Annotated in this window: 17 protein-coding genes; 11 read left to right on the top strand and 6 right to left on the bottom strand. The window is 55.2% G+C overall.

What is annotated here, in order from left to right:
• Window positions 1-100: 100 nt before the first annotated feature.
• A complete protein-coding gene (locus ABWV47_RS02015) occupies window positions 101-1,006 on the bottom strand; it encodes a LysR family transcriptional regulator (RefSeq protein ID WP_353308168.1) in 906 nt (301 codons plus the stop codon).
• Window positions 1,007-1,479: 473 nt separating this feature from the next.
• On the opposite strand from ABWV47_RS02015, the gene ABWV47_RS02010 reads away from it, so the two are divergent.
• The 10 genes from ABWV47_RS02010 to ABWV47_RS01965 all read left to right on the top strand — a co-directional run bounded on the left by ABWV47_RS02010 (window position 1,480) and on the right by ABWV47_RS01965 (window position 13,084).
• A complete protein-coding gene (locus ABWV47_RS02010; protein WP_353308167.1) occupies window positions 1,480-4,896 on the top strand; it encodes an indolepyruvate ferredoxin oxidoreductase family protein in 3,417 nt (1,138 codons plus the stop codon).
• Window positions 4,897-5,052: 156 nt separating this feature from the next.
• Window positions 5,053-5,931: a lysophospholipid acyltransferase family protein gene (locus ABWV47_RS02005; protein ID WP_353308166.1), complete on the top strand. Its 879-nt coding sequence runs from the start codon at window positions 5,053-5,055 to the stop codon at window positions 5,929-5,931.
• An 18-nt stretch (window positions 5,932-5,949) separates the two neighbouring features.
• A complete protein-coding gene (locus tag ABWV47_RS02000; RefSeq protein WP_353308165.1) occupies window positions 5,950-6,762 on the top strand; it encodes a glutamate racemase in 813 nt (270 codons plus the stop codon).
• A 122-nt stretch (window positions 6,763-6,884) separates the two neighbouring features.
• Window positions 6,885-7,913 (top strand): N-acetyl-gamma-glutamyl-phosphate reductase, encoded by a 1,029-nt coding sequence (gene argC / locus ABWV47_RS01995; protein ID WP_353308164.1) that lies wholly within the window; start codon window positions 6,885-6,887, stop codon window positions 7,911-7,913.
• 28 nt (window positions 7,914-7,941) lie between these two features.
• Window positions 7,942-8,391 carry a cytochrome c maturation protein CcmE gene (gene ccmE / locus ABWV47_RS01990; RefSeq protein WP_353308163.1) on the top strand — a complete coding sequence of 150 codons (450 nt, stop codon included), beginning with the start codon at window positions 7,942-7,944 and terminating at the stop codon, window positions 8,389-8,391.
• 145 nt (window positions 8,392-8,536) lie between these two features.
• Entirely contained in the window at window positions 8,537-9,148 is a 612-nt protein-coding gene (locus ABWV47_RS01985) for a holin-associated N-acetylmuramidase (RefSeq protein ID WP_353309549.1), read from the top strand.
• A complete protein-coding gene (locus ABWV47_RS01980) occupies window positions 9,139-9,702 on the top strand; it encodes a holin family protein (protein WP_353308162.1) in 564 nt (187 codons plus the stop codon). The genes ABWV47_RS01985 and ABWV47_RS01980 overlap by 10 nt, the downstream gene beginning before the upstream one ends.
• An 87-nt stretch (window positions 9,703-9,789) precedes the next feature.
• Window positions 9,790-11,763, top strand: coding sequence for a heme lyase CcmF/NrfE family subunit (locus tag ABWV47_RS01975; RefSeq protein ID WP_353308161.1), 1,974 nt, complete (start codon window positions 9,790-9,792; stop codon window positions 11,761-11,763).
• Window positions 11,760-12,242: a cytochrome c-type biogenesis protein gene (locus ABWV47_RS01970; protein WP_353308160.1), complete on the top strand. Its 483-nt coding sequence runs from the start codon at window positions 11,760-11,762 to the stop codon at window positions 12,240-12,242. The genes ABWV47_RS01975 and ABWV47_RS01970 overlap by 4 nt, the downstream gene beginning before the upstream one ends.
• A gap of 65 nt (window positions 12,243-12,307) precedes the next feature.
• Window positions 12,308-13,084 (top strand): enoyl-CoA hydratase-related protein, encoded by a 777-nt coding sequence (locus ABWV47_RS01965; RefSeq protein WP_353308159.1) that lies wholly within the window; start codon window positions 12,308-12,310, stop codon window positions 13,082-13,084.
• A 5-nt stretch (window positions 13,085-13,089) separates the two neighbouring features.
• Here ABWV47_RS01965 and ABWV47_RS01960 read toward each other — a convergent pair whose 3' ends face one another.
• The 4 genes from ABWV47_RS01960 to gltX all read right to left on the bottom strand — a co-directional run bounded on the left by ABWV47_RS01960 (window position 13,090) and on the right by gltX (window position 17,850).
• The gene (locus ABWV47_RS01960; RefSeq protein ID WP_353308158.1) at window positions 13,090-13,599 is read right to left on the bottom strand and encodes a DUF2087 domain-containing protein; all 510 of its coding nucleotides are present in this window, start codon (window positions 13,597-13,599) and stop codon (window positions 13,090-13,092) included.
• A gap of 243 nt (window positions 13,600-13,842) precedes the next feature.
• On the bottom strand, window positions 13,843-14,706 hold the full coding sequence (locus ABWV47_RS01955) for a calcium-binding protein (RefSeq protein WP_353308157.1): 864 nt from the start codon (window positions 14,704-14,706) through the stop codon (window positions 13,843-13,845).
• Between the two features lie 345 nt (window positions 14,707-15,051).
• Entirely contained in the window at window positions 15,052-16,347 is a 1,296-nt protein-coding gene (gltA, locus tag ABWV47_RS01950; protein WP_353308156.1) for a citrate synthase, read from the bottom strand.
• Window positions 16,348-16,434: 87 nt separating this feature from the next.
• The gene (gene gltX, locus ABWV47_RS01945) at window positions 16,435-17,850 is read right to left on the bottom strand and encodes a glutamate--tRNA ligase (protein WP_353308155.1); all 1,416 of its coding nucleotides are present in this window, start codon (window positions 17,848-17,850) and stop codon (window positions 16,435-16,437) included.
• Between the two features lie 154 nt (window positions 17,851-18,004).
• On the opposite strand from gltX, the gene ABWV47_RS01940 reads away from it, so the two are divergent.
• On the top strand, window positions 18,005-19,957 hold the full coding sequence (locus ABWV47_RS01940) for a ComEC/Rec2 family competence protein (RefSeq protein ID WP_353308154.1): 1,953 nt from the start codon (window positions 18,005-18,007) through the stop codon (window positions 19,955-19,957).
• Here ABWV47_RS01940 and lexA read toward each other — a convergent pair.
• Window positions 19,954-20,664, bottom strand: a complete 711-nt coding sequence (gene lexA, locus ABWV47_RS01935; RefSeq protein WP_353308153.1) for a transcriptional repressor LexA — start codon at window positions 20,662-20,664, stop codon at window positions 19,954-19,956. The two genes, ABWV47_RS01940 and lexA, sit on opposite strands and share 4 nt — an antisense overlap.
• Between the last annotated feature and the right edge of the window lie 47 nt (window positions 20,665-20,711).

The following is a 20,711-nucleotide window of genomic DNA, read 5'->3' as shown; positions in this document are numbered from 1 at the left end:
AATCATCATCTTCACGAGATGAATTAGTAGTCAGTTTGTAAACCTTCAAGATTTTTTAGACTGCCGCCACGGCATGCCCGCTATGCGTCTTTCGCATAGCTCAGGTTTTTTCTTTGTCTCGCAATTGTTTGCGGTGCAAAATGATCTCTTGCTGAACAAAGTCACGGAAGGCCGCAATGCGCTTTGATTGGCGTAATTCTTCGGGAAACGCCAGATAAACTGGGACTTCGGCGGATTCTATGTCTTCACCAACCCGCACCAAATCCGGAAAATCCTGTATCAGATAGTCGGGGAGCACGCCGATCCCGAGGTCGTGGGTCACCGCTTGCAAAACACCAAAGTAGTTGTTCACGTAGAGCATCTTGGTGATGTCATTGGCCAAGAGGCTTGTCACAAAGCTGGCGCCGGCGCCAATTTGTTCAGACGTGATGTTCTGGCAGATCAGACGGTGATCACGAAGCTCTTGCAAATTCTGCGGATTGCCGTGCGCCTGCAGATAGCTGGGGGTCGCATAAAGGCGCATGCGAACGCTCATCAAACGCTTACGGATCAAGTCGGCCTGGCTTGGTTCTTTCATACGAATGGCCACATCCGCCTCGCGCATGGGCAGGTCGAGCACTTTTTCTTCCAACATCAGGTCAATGTTTAGGTCCGGATATTGTTCATAGAGTTTCGCCAAACGTGGCGCCAGCCAAAGCGAGCCAAAACCCGTCGTTGTTGTGACCCGCAATTCGCCAAACACTTCTTCTTCGCTGTCGCGAATGCGGGCAGAGGCCGCATCAAGGCGTTTGTTCATAGCGGTGGTGGCGTCAAACAACAGTTCGCCTTGCTCCGTCAGGATCAGGCCGCGTGCGTGACGGTGAAACAGGGTGGTGTTGAGCGATTCCTCAAGTGCCCGAATTTGTCGAGACACCGCAGACTGAGACAGGTGCAACACGTCACCGGCGTGGGTCAGGCTGCCCGCGTCGGCAACCGCATGAAATATTCTCAGTTTATCCCAATCCATGACGGCTCCATTTTGTTGTTTTGTGTCATGTGGTTAGTTGTCAGTCAAAGATTTTTTGACTTGGCCGTTTTTGCGAATGGCCCGCATAAGGGGAAAATGTCGCAAAGAAAAGTGAAGTTTCTGCAAAAATTCAAAGTCTTGTGCTGCGCAGGTGCCGTCCTCTGAGATCATGAGCAAAGTGTTACCCATCATACTCCGCATGATTTTTGAGCGACATTGAGACAATGGGCGGGTGTTGGGCTGAAGTGGAGACGTCCATGGAGACGGGTCTTGAGGGATCACATATTTTTGACGGGCCTAGAAAGCAGGTGCATCCATTTTGGGACCTAAGATTACGTGTTGATTTCTCGGGGTTTATTCTCGATGCGCTGGGTAAAAGAACAAGCGTTCAAAAAAAAACTTGCTTAGGTCAGAAATCGTGACCTAATATAGCACGTATATTGGAAGAGACCGTCCAGCGAGGGGAGCGCAAGATGAGTATCCAGAAGGTATCTTTGAACGACAAGTTGGACCTGACCAAAGAGAACGTGATGCTGAATGGCACGCAGGCTTTGGTTCGGCTGATGTTGATGCAAAAAGCCCGCGACACCAAGGCTGGATTGAACACAGCCGGGTATGTGACCGGCTATCGGGGCTCCCCATTGGGGGCGGTGGATAGCCAGATGATGCGCGCAAAGACTGAGCTTGAAGCCAGTGATGTGCTGTTTCAGTCGGGTCTGAACGAAGATCTGGCAGCGACCCAGCTTTGGGGCAGTCAGCAAGCAGAATTGCGTGGTGAAGGGAAGTTCGACGGTGTCTTTGGGCTTTGGTACGGCAAAGGCCCCGGGGTGGATCGCACCGGTGATGTGATGCGCCATGCAAATATGGCGGGCACATCAACTCATGGCGGCGTGCTGATGGCGATGGGTGATGACCACACCGGCGAAAGCTCGACTGTGCTGCACCAATCCGAATGGGCGTTGGTGGATGCCTATATGCCTGTGGTTTCCCCAGCGGGTGTGCAGGAGGTCATGGACTACGGTCTCTACGGGGTGGCGCTAAGCCGGTTTGCTGGTGTTTGGGTGGGTCTGAAGACCATGAAGGACACCATCGAAGCGACGGCCGTGGTGAATGGAGATCCACATCGGTTAAATTTCGTGACGCCAGAGTTTGATTTGCCTGAGGGCGGATTGAACATCCGCCTACAAGACACGCCCCATGCGCAAGAGGCGCGGATGATCGACTATAAGCGCTTTGCTGCAGAAGCGTTTAGTCGCGCCAACAAGATGGACAAGCGGATCTGGGGAAAACCTGGGGCCAAGATTGGCTTTGTCGCGGCGGGCAAGAACTGGCTTGATCTTGTGCATGCGCTGGCACTTTTGGGTGTGGATGAAGGTGAGGCTGAGCGTCTTGGCATCACCACATACAAGGTCGGACAGACCTTCCCGATGGATATGACCACATTTAGTGAATGGGCCGAGGGGCTCGACCTGATTGTTGTGGTTGAAGAGAAGCGCAAGCTGATTGAGGTGCAGATCAAGGAAGCCATTTTTGACGACCGCCGCGGGCGACGGGTCTATGGCTGGTACAAAGGCGGTGCGGGTTTGATGGGGCGCGAAGAGCTGTTCCCGACGCGCGGCGCTTTGGATCCGATTATGATCGCCGAGAAATTGGGAGAGATCCTGATCGAAGAGGGGCGTGGCACCGATGCTGTGAAAGCGGGGATGAACACGCTGAGTGAAGCCCAACGCGCAGACAATGCAGAGGATATTGCGGTGCGCACACCGTGGTTCTGTTCTGGATGCCCACACAATACCTCCACCAAAGTGCCGGAAGGCAGTCGCGCTTATGCCGGGATTGGCTGTCACTACATGGTGCAGTGGATGGACCGAGAGACCACAGGTTTCACCCACATGGGCGGCGAGGGTGCCAACTGGATTGGTGAGGCGCCGTTTAGCACCACCAAACATGTGTTCCAGAACTTGGGGGATGGCACCTACAACCACTCCGGTGTGCAGGCCATTCGTGCCGCTTTGGCCGCGAAGACCAACATCACCTACAAGATTCTGTTCAATGACGCGGTGGCGATGACCGGCGGTCAGGCCAATGATGGTGACCTGAGCCCGCAAAAGATCGCAGCAGAACTGCGCGCCATGGGGGTCGAGACCCTTGCTGTGGTTTATGACGAGAAGGAAGAAGTTGACGAGGGCGTCTTCCCGAAGGGGATTTCCTTCCATGAACGCGCGGAGTTGCGTCAAGTGGAGGAGCGGTTCCGCGAAGTAGAGGGCGTTTCGGCTATTGTTTACGTGCAGACCTGTGCCAGTGAAAAGCGGCGTCGGCGAAAGCGTGGGCAATTCCCCGATCCCGACCGCCGGGTGTTCATCAACACAGATATCTGCGAAGGCTGCGGCGACTGCGGGGTGCAATCCAATTGTATTTCGATTGAGCCGGTTGAGACCGAGCTGGGCCGCAAGCGCAAAATCAACCAATCCAGTTGCAACAAAGACTTCAGCTGTCTCAATGGCTTCTGTCCGTCGTTTGTGACTGTGGAGGGCGCCAAAATCAAAAAGGCGGCCACGACGGCACTTGAATTGCCAAAGATGCCCTTGCCGGAGATCAAGAAGATCGAGGGCACACATAATGTGGTGATCACCGGGGTTGGTGGCACCGGAGTTGTCACGATTGGTGCGATCTTGTCTCAAGCGGCACAAATCGATGGCAAGGCCGCGGGCATGATGGAGATGGCAGGGCTGGCACAGAAAGGTGGTGCGGTGCACATCCATTGCCGCGTTGCCGAAACACCAGAAGCGATTAGCGCGGTGCGGGTTGCGACGGGTGAGTGCGACGCCTTGATTGGTGGGGATCTGGTGGTGAGCGCGGGCGCGAAGACGTTGGGGCTGACCAGTGCAGATCGGACCGGTGCGGTTGTGAACAGCCACGAGATCATCACCGGCGATTTCACCCAGAACACGGAGTTCAAGCTGCCGACGGGCCGCTTAGAAGTTGCGTTGCAAGCCCGGTTGCGCGATCGCTTGGCGCTGTTTGATGCGTCTGAATTGGCGCGTGTTGTGCTTGGGGACGGGATATTTTCCAACATGATGATCTTTGGCGCTGCGTGGCAACGCGGCCTCGTTCCGCTGAGCCATGGGGCGATTGTCTCGGCCATCGAGTTGAACGGGGCTGCGGTGGAGAAGAACCTGCGCGCGTTTGAGATCGGACGCTGGGCGGTGCTCTATCCTGAAGATGCGGCGGGTATGTTGGCACCCAAAGTGGTGCAGATGCCTAAGACACTGGATGAAAAGATCTCTTTCCGTGCGGATCATTTGGTGAAGTACCAGAACAAGCGACTGGCCAAGCGGTATCGCAAAATGGTGGATGGGATCACAGACAGAAATCTGAAGCGCGCGGTTGCGTTGGGCTATCATAAGCTGTTGTCTTACAAAGACGAATATGAAGTGGCGCGTCTTCATTTGGAAAGCCGGGCAAAGGCCGAGGAGGTCTTTGATGGTGATTTCGAGATGAAGTTCCATCTGTCGCCGCCGCTGCTCGCAAAAGAGGGACCAAACGGTCGACCGCTGAAATCAGAGTTTGGTGCTTCGATGATGCGTGCGTTCCCGCTTTTGGCAAAGATGAAGGGGCTACGTGGCACGCCATTTGATGTGTTTGGCCGTCATCCAGAACGCAAGATGGAGCGCGCGCTGATTGCGCAATATGAGGCTGATATGAAAGCTGTCATCGCAGATCATGGCGAAAGCGCCTCTGATGCGGCGGTGGCGCTTGCAGAATTGCCATTGCAGATCAAAGGGTTTGGCCCAGTGAAGGTGGCCAATGAGGCAAAAGCTGCAAAGCGGCGCGAAGAACTTTTGTTGGCGCTGCGTCATGGGGATGTTGTCGAGACAGCCGCCGAATAGATCGCTCCCAAAGCAAGACAAACAAAGCCCGTCGGGAAACCGGCGGGCTTTCTGCGCCGATTGATGCCGAATTAAAGACATCTCCGTCTTGGGGGTTAAAAAACTTTCGTATTTCTGTCATAGGGTCGCGGGACGATCAGGATTTGAGACAGACCCATGCCTTCAGCACTCAAAAGCGCCCGTGACATCAGCTATGCCTATTCCGCTCAGACCCGCAGCGGTCGGGCGATGATCCGTGTGATGGAAAATTCTACCGGACGGTTGAAGCTCATCAAACGCGCCAGAGGGTATGAAGATGAAGTCGCGGCAGGGCGCGATTTTTGGGAAGTGATGCGCGAGCGGTACGGGTTGACGCTGGACGTGGTTGGGGGCGCGCTGTCTAACATTCCCAAAACAGGCCCGCTTATCATGATTGCCAACCATCCCTATGGCATTCTGGACGGCTTGATGATGGGGCATATTCTGAGCGAGGCGCGGGGGGATTTCCGCATTCTGGCGCATCATGTGTTTCGCAAGGCCGCAGATTTGAACCGCATCATCCTGCCGATCAGCTTTGATGACTCCAAAGAGGCGGTGAAGCTCAATTTGCAGACCCGCAAAACCTCGCTGGACTATTTGGCGGGTGGCGGGGCCATTGGTATTTTTCCGGGCGGCACGGTGTCGACGGCAGAACGTCCGTTTGGAACACCGCTTGATCCCGGTTGGCGTGGGTTCACGGCGCGGATGGTGGCAAAATCAGAGGCGACGGTGTTGCCTGTCTATTTCGACGGTCACACCAGCCGGTTGTTCCAGATTGCCAGCCATTTGCATTCCACATTGCGCATGGGGTTCTTGATCCGTGAGTTCAAGAAACGGGTGGATACACCCGTGCGCGTGGTGATTGGTGAACCGCTTGATGCTGAGGCGGTCAAAAGCCGCGCAAAGGACACCAAGGCACTCATGGACTTTCTGCGTGTCAGCACGTATTCTTTGTCTCCACAGCCTATTTCCAACCTTGGGTATGGCTTTGAGTTTGAAGAAAAATACCGCGCATAAAGCGGACAGAGGTGCGTTGTGGCAGTTGGAATTTTTGACAGTGGTTTGGGTGGGTTGACCGTATATGACGCGGTGAGCAAACGCATGCCAGATGTCCCCTTGGTGTATTTTGGTGACAATGCGCATGCGCCTTATGGCGTGCGCGACGCGGACGACGTGTATAATCTGACGACCGCTGCGGTGCAGCGGATGTGGGACGCCGGTTGCGATTTGGTGATTTTGGCCTGCAACACTGCGAGTGCTGCTGCGCTGCGGCGGATGCAGGAAAGCTGGATTCCGCAGGACAAACGTGTGCTTGGCGTGTTTGTGCCCCTGATCGAGGCGCTGACAGAGCGCAGTTGGGGCGACAACAGCCCGCCACGCGAAGTTGAAGTGAAACATGTGGCATTGTTTGCAACCCCCGCGACGGTGGCGAGCCGAGCGTTTCAACGGGAATTGGCGTTTCGCGCCATTGGCGTGGATGTCGAGGCGCAGGCCTGTGGTGGAGTTGTGGATGCAATTGAAGACGGTGATATGATCCTTGCGGAAGCCTTGGTGCGTTCGCATGTGGATGCGCTCAAACGCAAAATGCCAGACCCGCAGGCCGCCATATTGGGCTGCACACATTATCCGATCATGCACGACACCTTTCAGGATGCTTTAGGTGCAGAGGTAAATGTGTATAGTCAGGCCAATCTGGTAGCAGAATCATTGGCAGACTATTTGGAGCGGCACCCGAAAATGTTGGGCAAAGGCGACAAAAATATGTTCCTGACCACGGGCGATCCACGCAAAGTGAGCGATCGCGCGACCCAGTTTTTGCGACGACAAATCAGCTTCGAAGTGGCGTAAGCCACAGCCGTGATGCGGCTTGAGAGCGCAGGCTCTCGCAATCCACCCCAGATTTGATTATTTAGCTCCGCAAGACGGGGCGGTCGCATGATGGCGACCCGTAGAAGGAAAAGGTCGAAAAGATGACCCATAAAATCGCAATTTTAGGTGCAAGCGGCTACACTGGTGCCGAGTTGGTGCGTTTGATCGCAACACATCCAAGTATGGAAATCGTTGCCCTGTCTGCAGACCGCAAAGCCGGCATGGAGATGGCGGCAGTGTTTCCGCACCTACGTCACTTAGACTTGCCGACCCTGTGCAAAATTGAAGAGATTGATTTTGCCGACGTAGACCTGTGTTTTTGCGCGCTACCTCATGCAACTTCTCAGCGTGTTATCAAAGCATTGCCGTCTGATATTAAAGTTGTGGATTTGAGCGCGGACTTCCGGCTGACCGATCCTGAAGAATACGCCAAATGGTACGGCGGACAACATGACGCCGTCGAAATCCAAAGCGAAGTGGTCTACGGGCTAACCGAGTTTTACCGTGAAGATATCACAGCAGCGCGGGTTGTCGCTGGGACCGGATGTAATGCGGCGACCGGACAATACGCGCTGCGTCCGCTGATTGAAGCCGGGGTGATTGATCTGGATCAGATCATTTTGGATCTCAAATGTGCAGTGTCTGGCGCAGGACGGTCTTTGAAAGAGAATCTTCTGCACGCGGAATTGAGCGAGGGGTACCATGCTTATGCGCTTGGCGGCACACACCGGCATCTGGGAGAGTTTGATCAAGAGTTTTCCAAGATTGCAGGGCGTGAGGTGAAAGTGCAGTTCACGCCGCATCTGGTTCCGGCGAACCGGGGTATTTTGGCAACCGTCTATGTGCAGGGCGATGCGGATGTGATCCACGCCACGCTGGCCAAAGCCTATGCGGATGAACCGTTTGTCGAGGTTCTGCCGTTTGGCGAAGCGCCAAGCACACGGCATGTTCGGGCCTCAAACTTTTGCCACATCGGCGTGACTGCGGATCGGATCGAAGGACGGGCCATTGTCGTCGCGGCGCTGGACAACCTTACAAAAGGATCCAGCGGGCAGGCGTTGCAGAACGCCAACCTGATGTTGGGTGAGGACGAGACGGCTGGTCTAATGCTGGCACCTTGTTTCCCTTAATTTTGCGCTTGGGCGCGGGAGAGTTGAGATGAAAAGTCTGAAGAAGCAACGTAGGGTGCAGATCATTGTTCTGACTTTTGCAGCTTTGGTTGTTTCTGTGAGCCTGATTGGCATCGCATTCAAAGATGGGATCAATTATTTCCGCTCACCGTCGCAGGTGATGGAAGAGCCACCAGCGGCAAGCGAAGTGTTTCGCATTGGTGGGCTTGTGGAAGAGGGTACATTGGTGCGCGAAGAGGGGGAGACGGTCCGCTTTTCCGTGACGGACGGTGGGGCCTCTGTGCCGGTGACATTCACCGGTATCCTGCCTGATTTGTTCAAAGAGAACGAAGGTATGATTGGAACAGGATCCTATGTGGGTGGTGTGTTTGTGGCCTCCGAGATTTTGGCCAAACACGACGAGACCTATATGCCCAAAGAAGTGGTGGACGCACTCAAAGAGCAGGGTGTGTATCAGGATCCAAACGAAGGCAGCTGATTGCTTTACAAGACACTGATTTCAGAACCCCGGCAGCATTGCTGTGCGGGGTTTCTTTTTGTGCAACGGGTGGCGTGCGGCGCTCTGGGGGTGGCTTAACGGAATGCTGAAAGGCTGGACATCAGTGGATGTTCAGGAGGACAGCATGTTGAATGTGCGCCAAATTGCAAAAGAGATTGTCGCTCGAGAAGGCGGGTTTGTGGATGACCCCGACGATCCGGGCGGGGCCACAAATTATGGCGTTACCATACATACGGCCCGCCAATTGGGGATGGACAAAGATGGTGATGGTGATGTGGACGTGGCGGATGTGCGTCAGTTGACGCCAGCAGACGCGGAACGGGTCTTTCTAAAACACTATTTTGAGGCGCCGCAGATAGATCGACTTCCCCAAATTTTGCAAGCCTCGGTGTTTGACATGTATGTCAATGCCGGCCGAAACGCTGTGAAGATTTTGCAGCGGTTGCTGAGCCAAATGGGTCAACAAGTGGCGGTGGACGGCAAAATTGGGCCTCAGACCGTGGCGGCGACAGAGGCGGCGGCGGCTGCGGCACCGCATCATTTGGCTGATGCCTACGGTGTGGCGCGGCGCAACTACTATTTTCGGCTCGCTGACATGCGTCCAAAATTGCGCAAGTTTGCACGCACGCGCGCGGGCAACAAAGGTGGTTGGATCAAACGTGCGGAGGGTTTCATTTCACCACGCTATCATCTGAAAGACTCTGAGTTTCAAAAGCGGGTGGCGTCATGGGGATGATTGAAACGCTGCTGTCGTTTGTCTTTGGCGGAGGGCGCAATCTGGTGAAAGACACCGCCGAGGTGTTTCGCGAAAATGCTGAGGCGGGGGCACAACGCGCGCAGGATGTCCAGATTGCAGCGATGCAAAGCCATGCTGTCGAATTTCAACAGAGCAATCGTGGCGGATTTGATCGGCTGATGGATGGGTTGAACCGGGTGCCGCGTCCCGCAATGGCTTTGGGCTGTTTGGCGCTTTTTGTCTCGGCCATGGTCGATCCGATCTGGTTCGCATCCCGCATGAGTGGGATTGCCTTGGTGCCTGAACCACTGTGGTGGTTGCTGGGAGTTGTGGTGAGCTTCTACTTTGGCGCCCGACATCAGGCAAAAGGTCAGGAATTTCAGAGATCTATGTCTGAAAACCTAAAGCGAGTTCCCAAGGTGGTAGAGGCGCTTGAAACGCTTGAGGCGCTGGAGAAAGACACGGCACCGTCAGTGGCAGATATCTCCGCATCAGCGACACCGTCAGATGACGACAATCCGGTGGTCTCGGATTGGCGGCGCGGTCGGGCTTGATCCATATCGGGGACACCGCGACAATGTGATCCTTGAGTTTGTCCGAATTGCGTTGGCCCTCACCTGTGCGCGCCCTATATAGGGAACATGATAGTTGAGCTCGGCCATTTCGCATTGATCCTCGCCGCCGTCACCGCTTTGGTGCAGGCCACTGTTCCTCTAATTGGCGCACAGAAACGCTGGCCAGGTTGGATGGCTGTCGCGGAGCCTGCGGCGGGCTTACAGTTTCTGTTTACGCTGTTCAGCTTCGCAGCGCTCACCTATGCGTTTGTGAACTCAGATTTTTCCGTCAATCTCGTGACAGCAAACTCTCACACCTTGAAACCGATGATCTACAAGGTGAGTGGTGTGTGGGGCAACCATGAGGGCTCGATGCTGTTGTGGGTGCTGATCCTGACGTTATTTGGCGCTTGTTTGGCATGGTTTGGTGACAATGTACCCCCTGGAATTCGCGCGCGCGCCTTGGCTGTGCAAGCGGCCATTGGTGTGGCATTTTTCGCCTTTATCCTTTTGACTTCGAACCCTTTTGAGCGGATGGAAGTGGCGCCGTTTGATGGCCGCGACCTGAACCCATTGCTGCAGGATGTCGGTCTCGCGCTTCATCCGCCATTTTTGTATCTCGGATATGTTGGGCTTTCGATGGCGTTTTCCTTTGCCATCGCAGCGCTTATTGAGGGGCGTGTGGATGCAGCTTGGGGGCGCTGGGTGCGGCCCTGGACGTTGGCAGCGTGGGTGTTTTTGACCATTGGCATCGCTCTGGGATCTTGGTGGGCCTACTACGAATTGGGTTGGGGAGGATTCTGGTTCTGGGACCCGGTGGAGAACGCGTCCTTTATGCCCTGGCTTTTGGCGGCGGCATTGCTGCATTCCGCGATCGTTGTAGAGAAACGCGAGGCGCTAAAGAGCTGGACGATTTTGTTGGCGATCATGGCCTTCAGCTTCTCATTGATTGGGACGTTCATCGTGCGCTCAGGTGTGATCACCTCGGTGCACGCCTTTGCCAATGATCCTGAGCGTGGTGTGTTCATTTTGGCGATTTTGGCGGTGTTTACCGGCGGTGGGCTGACGCTTTTTGCGGCGCGCGGCCGCGAAATGGAGGCCAAAGGTGTGTTTGGCGTGGTGAGCCGCGAGAGTGCGCTGGTGTTGAACAACATTCTGTTGGCGGTGTCTTGTTTTGTTGTGTTCATCGGTACGATTTGGCCATTGGTCAGCGAGCTGTTCTTTGATCGTAAACTCAGTGTCGGTGCGCCGTTTTTCAACATGGCCTTCACGCCCTTTATGGTGCTGTTGGGCGCGGTGTTGCCAATTGGTGCGATGTTGTCGTGGAAGCGTGCAAAGGTGGCGAAAGTTGTGCGCTCATTGGTGCCAGCCATGGTGTTGGCATTGGCGGTTGGTGGGCTGGTCTGGTCGATCCAAGGCGGCCGTTCCTTGCTAGGTCCCATTGGGCTTATGTTGGGGGCTTGGCTGGTCTTTGGCGCGCTAACCGATGTGATGTCGCGTACGGGACGCGGGAGCTTGTCTGATCGATTTGGCCGCCTGTTTCGGTTGCCACGCGCAGATTGGGGAAAAACTGTCGCCCATTCCGGTTTTGGCATCACGATGTTGGGCGTTGCTGGGCTCTTGGCTTGGGAGCAAGAGGACATCCGCGTCGCCCAGCTTAATGAACCGTTTGACGTTGGTGCTTATGAGATCACGCTAGAGCAGGTCCGTGAGCTTGAAGGCCCAAACTACTTGAGCACAATGGCGGATATTCGGGTGCGCAAAGATGGCAACGACGTCGCACTTTTGCATCCTGAGAAACGGGTCTACCCGGTGGCAGGCATGCCAACCACTGAGGCGGCAATTGATTACCGGTTTTTGCGCGACGTATATCTTGCTATTGGAGATGCCCAGCCGGGTGGTGCCTACACGGTGCGGACGTATATTAAGCCGCTGACCAATTGGATTTGGATGGGATCATTGTTAATGGCCTTGGGCGGCTGTTTGAGCCTGTCAGATCGGCGTTATCGCGTTGCCGCTGGAGCGCGCAAAGCTGCAAGTGGTGGGGTTCCAGCAGAATGACGTATGTGTTCAACACACTGAAATCTATTTGCTCAGCAGGATTTCTGGTTGTGTTTTTGGCGACAACTGGCGGTGCAGTTCAGCCAGATGAAATCTTAGACGATCCGGTTCTAGAAGAGCGCGCAAGGGAGATTTCCAAAGATTTGCGCTGCTTGGTGTGTCGCAACGAGAGCATTGATGACTCAAATGCAGAGCTTGCGCGGGATCTGCGGATTTTGGTGCGCGAAAGGCTGGTCGCCGGGGATACGGACGACGGTGTCGTGGATTTTGTCGTGGAACGCTACGGTGAATATGTACTGCTACGACCGCGCACCAGTGGAACCAATATGGTGCTCTATGGTGCAGGACCGGTGATGTTGGTCTTGGCGCTGCTACTGGGCTTTGGATACACGCGGCGGCGCTCTAAGGCGCGCTCAGCCACAGAACGCAGCCTGAGTGATGAAGAACAGGCGCGGTTGAATGAAATCCTCAAGGAGTGACGTTGGGTCCCACTTGGACCAACCCCAACAGAATGCAATGAGGTAAGGAGACGCGGAGGGTATCCATGGACTATCAAACAATTACTTATGACGTGACCGAAGGTGTGGCAACGGTGACGTTGAACCGGCCAGACACACTGAACGCGCTGACACAACAGATGCGCGCCGAGATCACTGATGCGGTGATTGCGGCGAGCAACGAGGCACGTGTTCTGGTGTTGACGGGGGCAGGGAAGGCGTTTTGTTCCGGCCAAGATCTGGGCGACAGTTCGAGCGCGGCTAGTCTCGATTTGGAGCGTACGCTGCGCGACGAGTACATGCCAATGATCCGCGCCATCCGCGAGGCGCGCATTCCGACAATCAGCGCTGTAAACGGAGCGGCGGCGGGGGCTGGGGCCAATCTTGCGTTGGCTGCGGACGTGGTGATTGCAAGTGAGAGCGCCTACTTTCTACAGGCCTTTTCGCGCATTGGCCTGATGCCTGATGCGGGCGGCACCTATGAGTTGCCACGCGCCATGGGCGCGGCGAAGGCCATGGGCGCGGCGCTGTTTGCGGATAAGATCACTGCGCGTCAGGCAGACGACTGGGGCATGATCTGGGAGGCCGTTGCTGATGAGGTCTTCACTGACACTGTTCAGGCGCGCGCCGCACATTTGGCAAACGGGCCGACGTTGGCGTTCAAAGAGATAAAACGTGCCATTCAGGAAAGTTATGGCAACGACTGGACAGCGCAAATGGAACAAGAGGCCAAGCGCCAAGGCAAACTTGGTAAGACACGTGATTTCCAAGAGGGCGTTGTTGCGTTTTTGGAAAAGCGCCCCGCGAAGTACGAAGGGCGCTAAGCTCTCTATCTTTCTTTAAGCCGTTTCATAAGGGCCAACGCTTCGGGCGTTGGCCTTTGTTCTATGCGGCGATAGACCCGTCCGTCATTGGTGCGGGTGGCAAGCTTGTGGTCAATCAATGACCGGCGCAGCAACACGTGATCATCAAAGTTGAGACCCGTCTTAAGCACGTCGTTTACAAGTTTTTCTGTCATATCCTGATGGGCGGGAAGCCGTGCCCAGAATGGCCAGAGACAGAGCCCCTGTACCTTGGTCCATTTCGGCCACCGAAACATACGGCCGGTGTCGTCAAACACCCGCAGCGCACGTTTGAGTGCCAGCTCATCCAGTTCCGGCACACTGGCGCGTTTTTTGGCTTTTAGATGTTGGTGGTTCTGAAACCCGGCGGCTTTGGCCACCAACGTCAGCATCGTGGCGTGGCTGGGTAATTTTTCCTGCTCGGTCAGAGATTTACGCAGGGTTTTTGTGAAAGTCGACACGTCGTCGACATACAGAGGGATCACGTCTTTGGACATGAGGGCATCCTTTTGATGTCGTGCATCCCGAGAGTATCGGGGTCGATGGCCACCCTTGTCGACGGCACGTGCAAAAGCATGCTGTCGCAAATATTTGGCAGGTTTAGCTAAGTCAGTATGACCGGCGGCGCCTGGGTGAACTGCGGACCCGTAGCGCCAATTTAAGTGGCCTTTTGAACGGCGACAAGCAGAAAAAAAGCGCCGCAAAGATTGCGACGCTGTTCTGTGGTCTGGCTTATCGGTTCAGGTGAATTCGACAACCGCAACATCACCGGCAAAGAAAGGACCTCCATCACCTTCCACACGCACCATCAATTGGCCGTTGGCGTAGACCAATGTTTGATCCCCTTCGGTTCCCAAAGTGATTGTTGGCGTTGCTTCACCCTCAGGATAGTAGATGAGCAATTGATCATCTTCTTCATTGAAATCGGTGATCAAAGGCACATTGTCTTCGTCTTCTACCCATTGGCCAACAAGGAATGCGTCATCACCCGCACCGCCAGAACCGGTGTCTCCTTCGCCAAGAAGCAGAAAATCGTCACCGTCGCCGCCGTGAAGCTCATTCGCTTCGGTTGTGGTTGGTGCCTCAAATGTGTAGGGGCCAGGTCCCGTGCGATCTAACATCCAGTCGTCCACTGTGAGGTCGCGGTTGGTTATGTCGGCGCCGACCAGATCGTCATTGCCAGGGCCGCCAAAGAGCGTGTCGTTGCCTTCACTCCCCAACAACGTGTCATCAGCACGTCCGCCATGAAGTTCGTCGTCATCATCGCCTCCGACAAGGATGTCATCACCGTTTTGGCCGTACAAAGAGTCGTTCCCTTCGCCGCCAAGCAATCTGTCGGAACTGTCACGCCCACGAATGCTGTCGTCACCGTCTTCACCTGAGAGGATGTCTGGCCCCTCGGTGCCAAAAATTACGTTGTCCCCATCACTTCCTTCGACCAAGAGGCCAAGTTCACCATCTGTTGTGATATCGGAGGTGGTTGTGTCACCGCGGGGGGTATCATCTTCGGTGCGAGGGGTTTCGGTATTGTCATCGTTGTCGTCGGTCATGTCGACGATTGCACCAACTGCGAGCCCAGTGAGCAGAAGCCCTAGTAGTAGCATTGTTCATTCCTTCAAAAATAGCAGTCAGGCTTGGTGCCATAAGATCAATTTGGACGTTGGAAGCGCATAATAAAAAATGCTTCACAAACTCATGCCGCAATTCAATAGCGTATCAGGAGAGTTAGGTCTGGAAGCGTGGCCTTCTGCCACAGAATCACAGCTTCCTACCGCGATGGAATGGACTGTGCTGAAACACGCTAAACGTGTCAATAAATTGAATGAAATTGACTTCAAATGTGCATCAGTTTTGCGAGACCGCGGCGATTGTTTCCAATCACTTGTATGCCTGCACAAAAAAACGCGCCGGAGCTTTCCGACGCGTTTTGGTGTTGTAAGAGGCTAAGCTCAGCGGTTTTCGATGTCCGTGTAGGAGCGCACGTCTTCGCCAAGGTAAAGCTGGCGTGGACGGCCAATTTTGTGTGCTGGATCTGACAGTTGCTCTTTCCACTGGGAAATCCAACCGACTGTGCGAGACAGGGCAAAAATCGGCGTGAACATCGATGTTGGGAAACCCATGGCTTCCAAAATGATGCCGGAGTAGAAATCGACGTTTGGGAACAACTTCTTGTCTTTGAAGTAAGGGTCGCTCAGTGCAATGGCCTCAAGCTCTTTGGCAACCTGCAGCAGAGGGTTGTCTTCGACACCCATCAACTCAAGCACTTCATCCGCAGATTCTTTCATCACAGTCGCACGTGGATCCATGTTTTTGTAAACACGGTGACCAAAACCCATCAGACGGAACGGATCGTTTTTGTCTTTGGCGCGAGCAATGTACTCTGGAATGCGATCAACGGATCCGATTTCTTTTAGCATTTCCAAGCAAGCTTGGTTTGCGCCGCCATGTGCTGGACCCCAGAGACATGCGATGCCTGCAGCGATACAGGCAAACGGGTTGGCACCGGAAGAGGACGCCAGACGCACGGTAGAGGTGGACGCGTTCTGCTCGTGGTCTGCATGCAAGGTGAAGATGCGGTCCATTGCGCGGGACAGAATTGGATCAACTTCATAGTCTTCTGCGGGCACGGCAAAGCACATGCGCAGGAAGTTGGACGCGTAGTCCAAATCGTTGCGGGGATACACAAACGGCTGGCCGATGGTGTATTTGTAAGCCATGGCCGCGATTGTAGGCATCTTAGCGATCAGACGGTGAGATGCGATTTCACGCTGATGTGGATCATTGATGTCAGTGGAATCATGGTAGAAGGCAGACATGGCCCCGACAACACCGACCATAATGGCCATTGGGTGGGCGTCACGGCGGAACCCGCGAAAGAAATTCACCATCTGCTCGTGTAGCATCGTGTGATGGGTGATCGTTGTTTCGAACTCTTCAAGCTGGGTGGCAGTTGGCAGCGTGCCGTACAGCAACAGGTAGCACACTTCCAGATAGTGCGATTTACCAGCCAGATCGCCAATAGGATAGCCACGGTGCGTCAGGATACCTTCTTCGCCATCGATGTATGTGATGGTTGACTCACAGGAGGCTGTGGACGTGAAGCCAGGATCGTAGGTGAACACGCCCGCTTGGCCGTAGAGCTTACGGATGTCCAGCACATCCGGACCGGATGTCGGAGAGTAGACCGGCAAATCGTAAGTCGCACCATCAAGTGTGAGGGTGGCTGTTTTTTGAGTCTCGGACATGGCTGTTTCCCTTTCAATCGAGCCGAGGGACGCGGGTCGTCCCGGTGGCTTTGTCTGCGCGGCGTATTAAGTTGGTGTTACCAGAGCTCAATCTACCGCTTCATTTTCTGCTGCGTCCGTTAAGCGCGCGCATGTTTCTTCGCGCCCAAGCACCAGCATCATGTCAAACACACTGGGGGTCGCGGCCCGACCTGCAAGCGCGGCCCGCAAAGGGCCCGCCATTTTGCCGAACTTGATTTCTTTGGCTTCTGCAAAGCTGCTCGTTACAGCCTCAAGCCCATCACGTGACCAGCTAGCATTTTGCAACTGCGGCGTCAATTCATTCAGTATACCACGGGATACTGAATCAAGATTTTTTGCCGCTTTTGCCTCGACATCGATCGGCCGTGATACAAGCGCAAAGTGAGCCTTTTCAAGGAGATCAGGGAATGTCTTTGCGCGATCTTTAAGGCAATACATTGCCTCCAGTAGTAATACGGTCTGCGCGTCACTCAAAGCTGATTGACCTGAAACGGCCAAGTAGTCTTGGATTTCTTGCAGCAGCGCAGCATCGTCGGCAATCGCATTGTGTTGGCCGCAGATGTTCTCGAGTTTTTTGGTGTCAAAGCGGGCGGGGCTTTTGCCGATGCCACCCAGATCAAACCACTCTTTTGCCTGCGCATCGGTGAAAAACTCATCATCACCGTGACTCCAGCCAAGACGGGTCAAATAGTTGCGCATCCCAGCAGCTGGGTAGCCCATGGCTTGGTATTCTTGCGCCCCAAGTGCGCCGTGACGCTTTGAGAGCTTTTTGCCATCGGACCCGTGAATCAAGGGGATATGTGCATAGATCGGCAAATCCCATCCCATGGCGTCATAGATCATCATCTGGCGTGCGGCATTGTTGAGGTGATCGTCCCCCCGGATCACATGGGTCACACCCATATCGTGGTCATCTACAACAACGGCAAGCATATAGACCGGCGTGCCATCTGAACGTAACAGGATCATGTCATCCAATTGGTCGTTTCGGATGGTCACATCACCTTGAACCTGATCGCGGATCACAGTGTTACCGTCACGAGGTGCTTTGATGCGCACGACGAAAGGTGCATCGGGGTGGCTTGCAGCCTCTGCATCTCGCCATGGGCTACGATAGTGCGTGGATTTTCCCTCAGCCCGAGCCTGATCGCGAAAGGCAGCGATTTCGTCCTGTGTGGCAAAGCACTTGTAGGCTTTGCCTTCTGCCAGAAGGTGCAGTGCCACCTCGGTGTGGCGGCTTGCGTTTTCAAATTGGCTGACCACGTCACCATCATGGTCTAATCCCAACCATGACAGCCCCTGCAAAATGGCGGTCGTGGCCTCAGGGGTGGAGCGTTCGCGATCGGTGTCTTCAATGCGCAACAGAAACTTGCCACCGCGACCACGGGCGAAAAGCCAGTTAAACAGCGCCGTGCGTGCGCCGCCTATGTGCAAATAGCCGGTAGGCGAAGGAGCGAATCGGGTGACGACCTGGCCTGTCATAGCGGGCTTAACCTTTCAGTAACCATGGGTGATTTAGCGTTGGGCACTGTCTATCGACCCGGCTGGATAAGGACAAGGCTTGCGCATCGTCACATCCCTGCGTCGATCTTTGATGGCGCAGCGCGGACATTTATTTTGTTGGGTGCCGGTCTGTATGGCCATCGGGATAGGCCTCTACTTTGCGGTGCCTGTGGAGCCACACGGCACTCTGTTGTGGTGTGCTGGCTTGTTCTCGATCTTTTGCATGTGGATCGCCCGAGGGCGGGAGGCAGACACAGCAGCGCTGATCCTAGGTTTCGCTTTGATCTGTGCGGGGTTTTCCATTGGTGGTGCGCGGGCGCATAGCGTTTCTGGTCCCGTGTTGGGCTGGCGATTTTACGGTCCCATCGAAGGGCACGTGATCAAAATTGACCGCTCCGCCTCTGATGCGGTGCGTTTGACATTGTCTGATGTACGTCTGGCTGATCTCTCTCCAGACCAGACCCCAAAACGGGTTCGGGTGGCGCTGCATGGCGCAGAGATCGGTGTGACCCCGGAGCCGGGCATGATTATTGGTCTTACCGGGCATCTCTCTCCACCTTCAGGCCCGGTGGAGCCTGGTGGCTTTGATTTTCAGCGTCATGCTTGGTTTCAAAAAATTGGCGCGATTGGATATACACGCAGTCCTGTGGTGCAGGTTATGCCGCGTGCCTCAGATGGTGGCATTTATGGTCTGCGTATGCGGCTGTCTCAACAGATTCAGGCGCGGATGCCGGATGACGTGGCCGGAGTGGCAGCGGCAATCACCACCGGGGATCGGTCTGCCATTCCCAAACCCACAACCGAAGCGTTGCGCGGGGCAAATCTGGCGCATTTGTTGGCCATATCAGGGCTGCACATGGGATTGCTGGCAGGCTTTGTTTTTGCCTCCGTGCGCCTTGGGATAGCGCTGTTTCCCTATATCGCCCTGCGGATCAACGGCAAAAAGGTGGCGGCCTGTGTCGCCCTTGTTGCGTCCTCGGGGTATCTTTTGCTTTCAGGCAGTAGCGTGTCGACTGAACGCGCCTTTGTGATGACATCCGTGGTGTTGATCGCCGTGCTGCTGGATCGCCGCGCGCTGACGCTGCGCGCAGTGGCGATCGCTGCGGTGATTGTCTTGCTCTTGAGGCCAGAAGCCTTGATGGGGCCAGGGTTTCAGATGTCCTTTGCTGCCACCGCAGCACTGGTTGGCGTCTTTGGTTGGTTGCGTGACCATCAGGTGCCGCTGGGTCCGCGTTGGTTGCGACCGCTCTCGGCCGTAGTGTTATCGTCGTTTGTTGCAGGGCTCGCAACCGCGCCTTTCGCAGCGATGCATTTCAACCATGTGGCACACTACGGTTTGCTGGCCAATGTGGTGTCAGTCCCGGTCATGGGAACTTTGGTGATGCCCTCGGCGGTTGTCGCAGCAGTGCTGGCACCTGTGGGATTGGTGTGGATTCCACTCTGGGTGATGGAGCAGGGATTGCGTTGGATCGTGACTGTGGCTGAGTTTGTAAGTGCTTTGGACGGTGCGCGCGGTGGCGTGAAACGTGGTGGGCCTTGGGTGCTGCCGTTGATCGCGATGGGGGGTGTCACGCTGTTGTTATGGCAAGGCCGCGCACGCTGGCTTGGCGCCGCGATGATGTTCGCAGCCATGTTGGTGTGGCGTGCCGAGGATCGGCCAATGGTTCTCGTGTCCGACACAGGTGGTTTGGTCGGCGTTGTCACACCTGACGGCCGCGCGTTGTCCAAAGCCAAGGGACAGGGGTTTATCGCGCGCAATTGGTTGGAAAACGACGGCTCCATGGCGACACAGGAAAGGGCTGCGCAGCTTTGGTCCGGTGCGATGAAAACCGCAAGTTTCGGAGCCGTGATCCATGTGTCTGGTAAACGCGCCTTGTCAGCGTTTGCGGGCTGCAAAATCGGATATTTAGTTGTTTTCTCTATGCCTTATGAGGCGGAGTTGCCGTGTGAAGTCATAGACGCGGATGATCTCAAAGCCACTGGGGCGCTTGCGATCTACAAAACAAATGAGGGGACTTCCACCAAAACGGCCCGCGCGATGGCGGGCCGTCGGTTGTGGAACGATGGCGAGATTAGGGCGCGCTAGTAGGTGCGGATCAAACCCACCAATTTGCCTTGGACCTTGACCTTGTCTTCTGGGTACACGCGGGTCTCATAAGCCGGGTTGGCCGCCTCCAGCGCAATAGATGCGCCCTTGCGGTGAAATTTCTTCAGTGTGGCTTCCTGATCTTCAACCAGCGCCACAACGATGTCACCATTGTCTGCCGTGTTGGTCTCAGAGATGATCACCACGTCGCCATTGTTGATACCGGCGTCGATCATGGAGTCGCCTTTGACCTCAAGCGCATAGTGATTTTGCCCAACCGAGAGCATTTGACCGGGCACTGCAACGTGGTGGTCAACGTGGCTGATCGCCTCGATTGGCACACCCGCCGCAATTTTTCCCATGACCGGCACTTCACGGGCGAATGATTGCACTTCGTTTGGTGCCACATTGGCGGGTTTGGTCGGCGACGGGTGAGGGCCATCTATGACCCTCGGCTGAAAACCGGTGGGGGCTGACGGCGCGCCGCCCATGCTTTCAGGCAGTTTCACCACTTCGATTGCCCGGGCACGGTGCGCGAGACGTCGGATAAAGCCGCGCTCTTCCAAAGCGGTGATCAGGCGGTGAATGCCCGATTTAGAGCGCAAGTCCAGCGCGTCTTTCATTTCGTCAAAGCTGGGTGGCACACCATCGCGTTGCACGCGGGTGTGGATGAATTCCAGCAGGTCTAGCTGCTTCTTGGTCAACATGCTCGAGGACCCCTTTTATTAAGCGTCTTAACCCTGTTCTACGCATG

It is taken from the genome of Shimia sp. NS0008-38b, from assembly GCF_040370365.1.
In the GTDB taxonomy this organism is placed as follows: Bacteria; Pseudomonadota; Alphaproteobacteria; order Rhodobacterales; family Rhodobacteraceae; genus Shimia.
The sequence above is the reverse complement of the archived record's forward strand: the minus strand, read 5'-3'. Positions and strand labels throughout refer to the sequence as shown.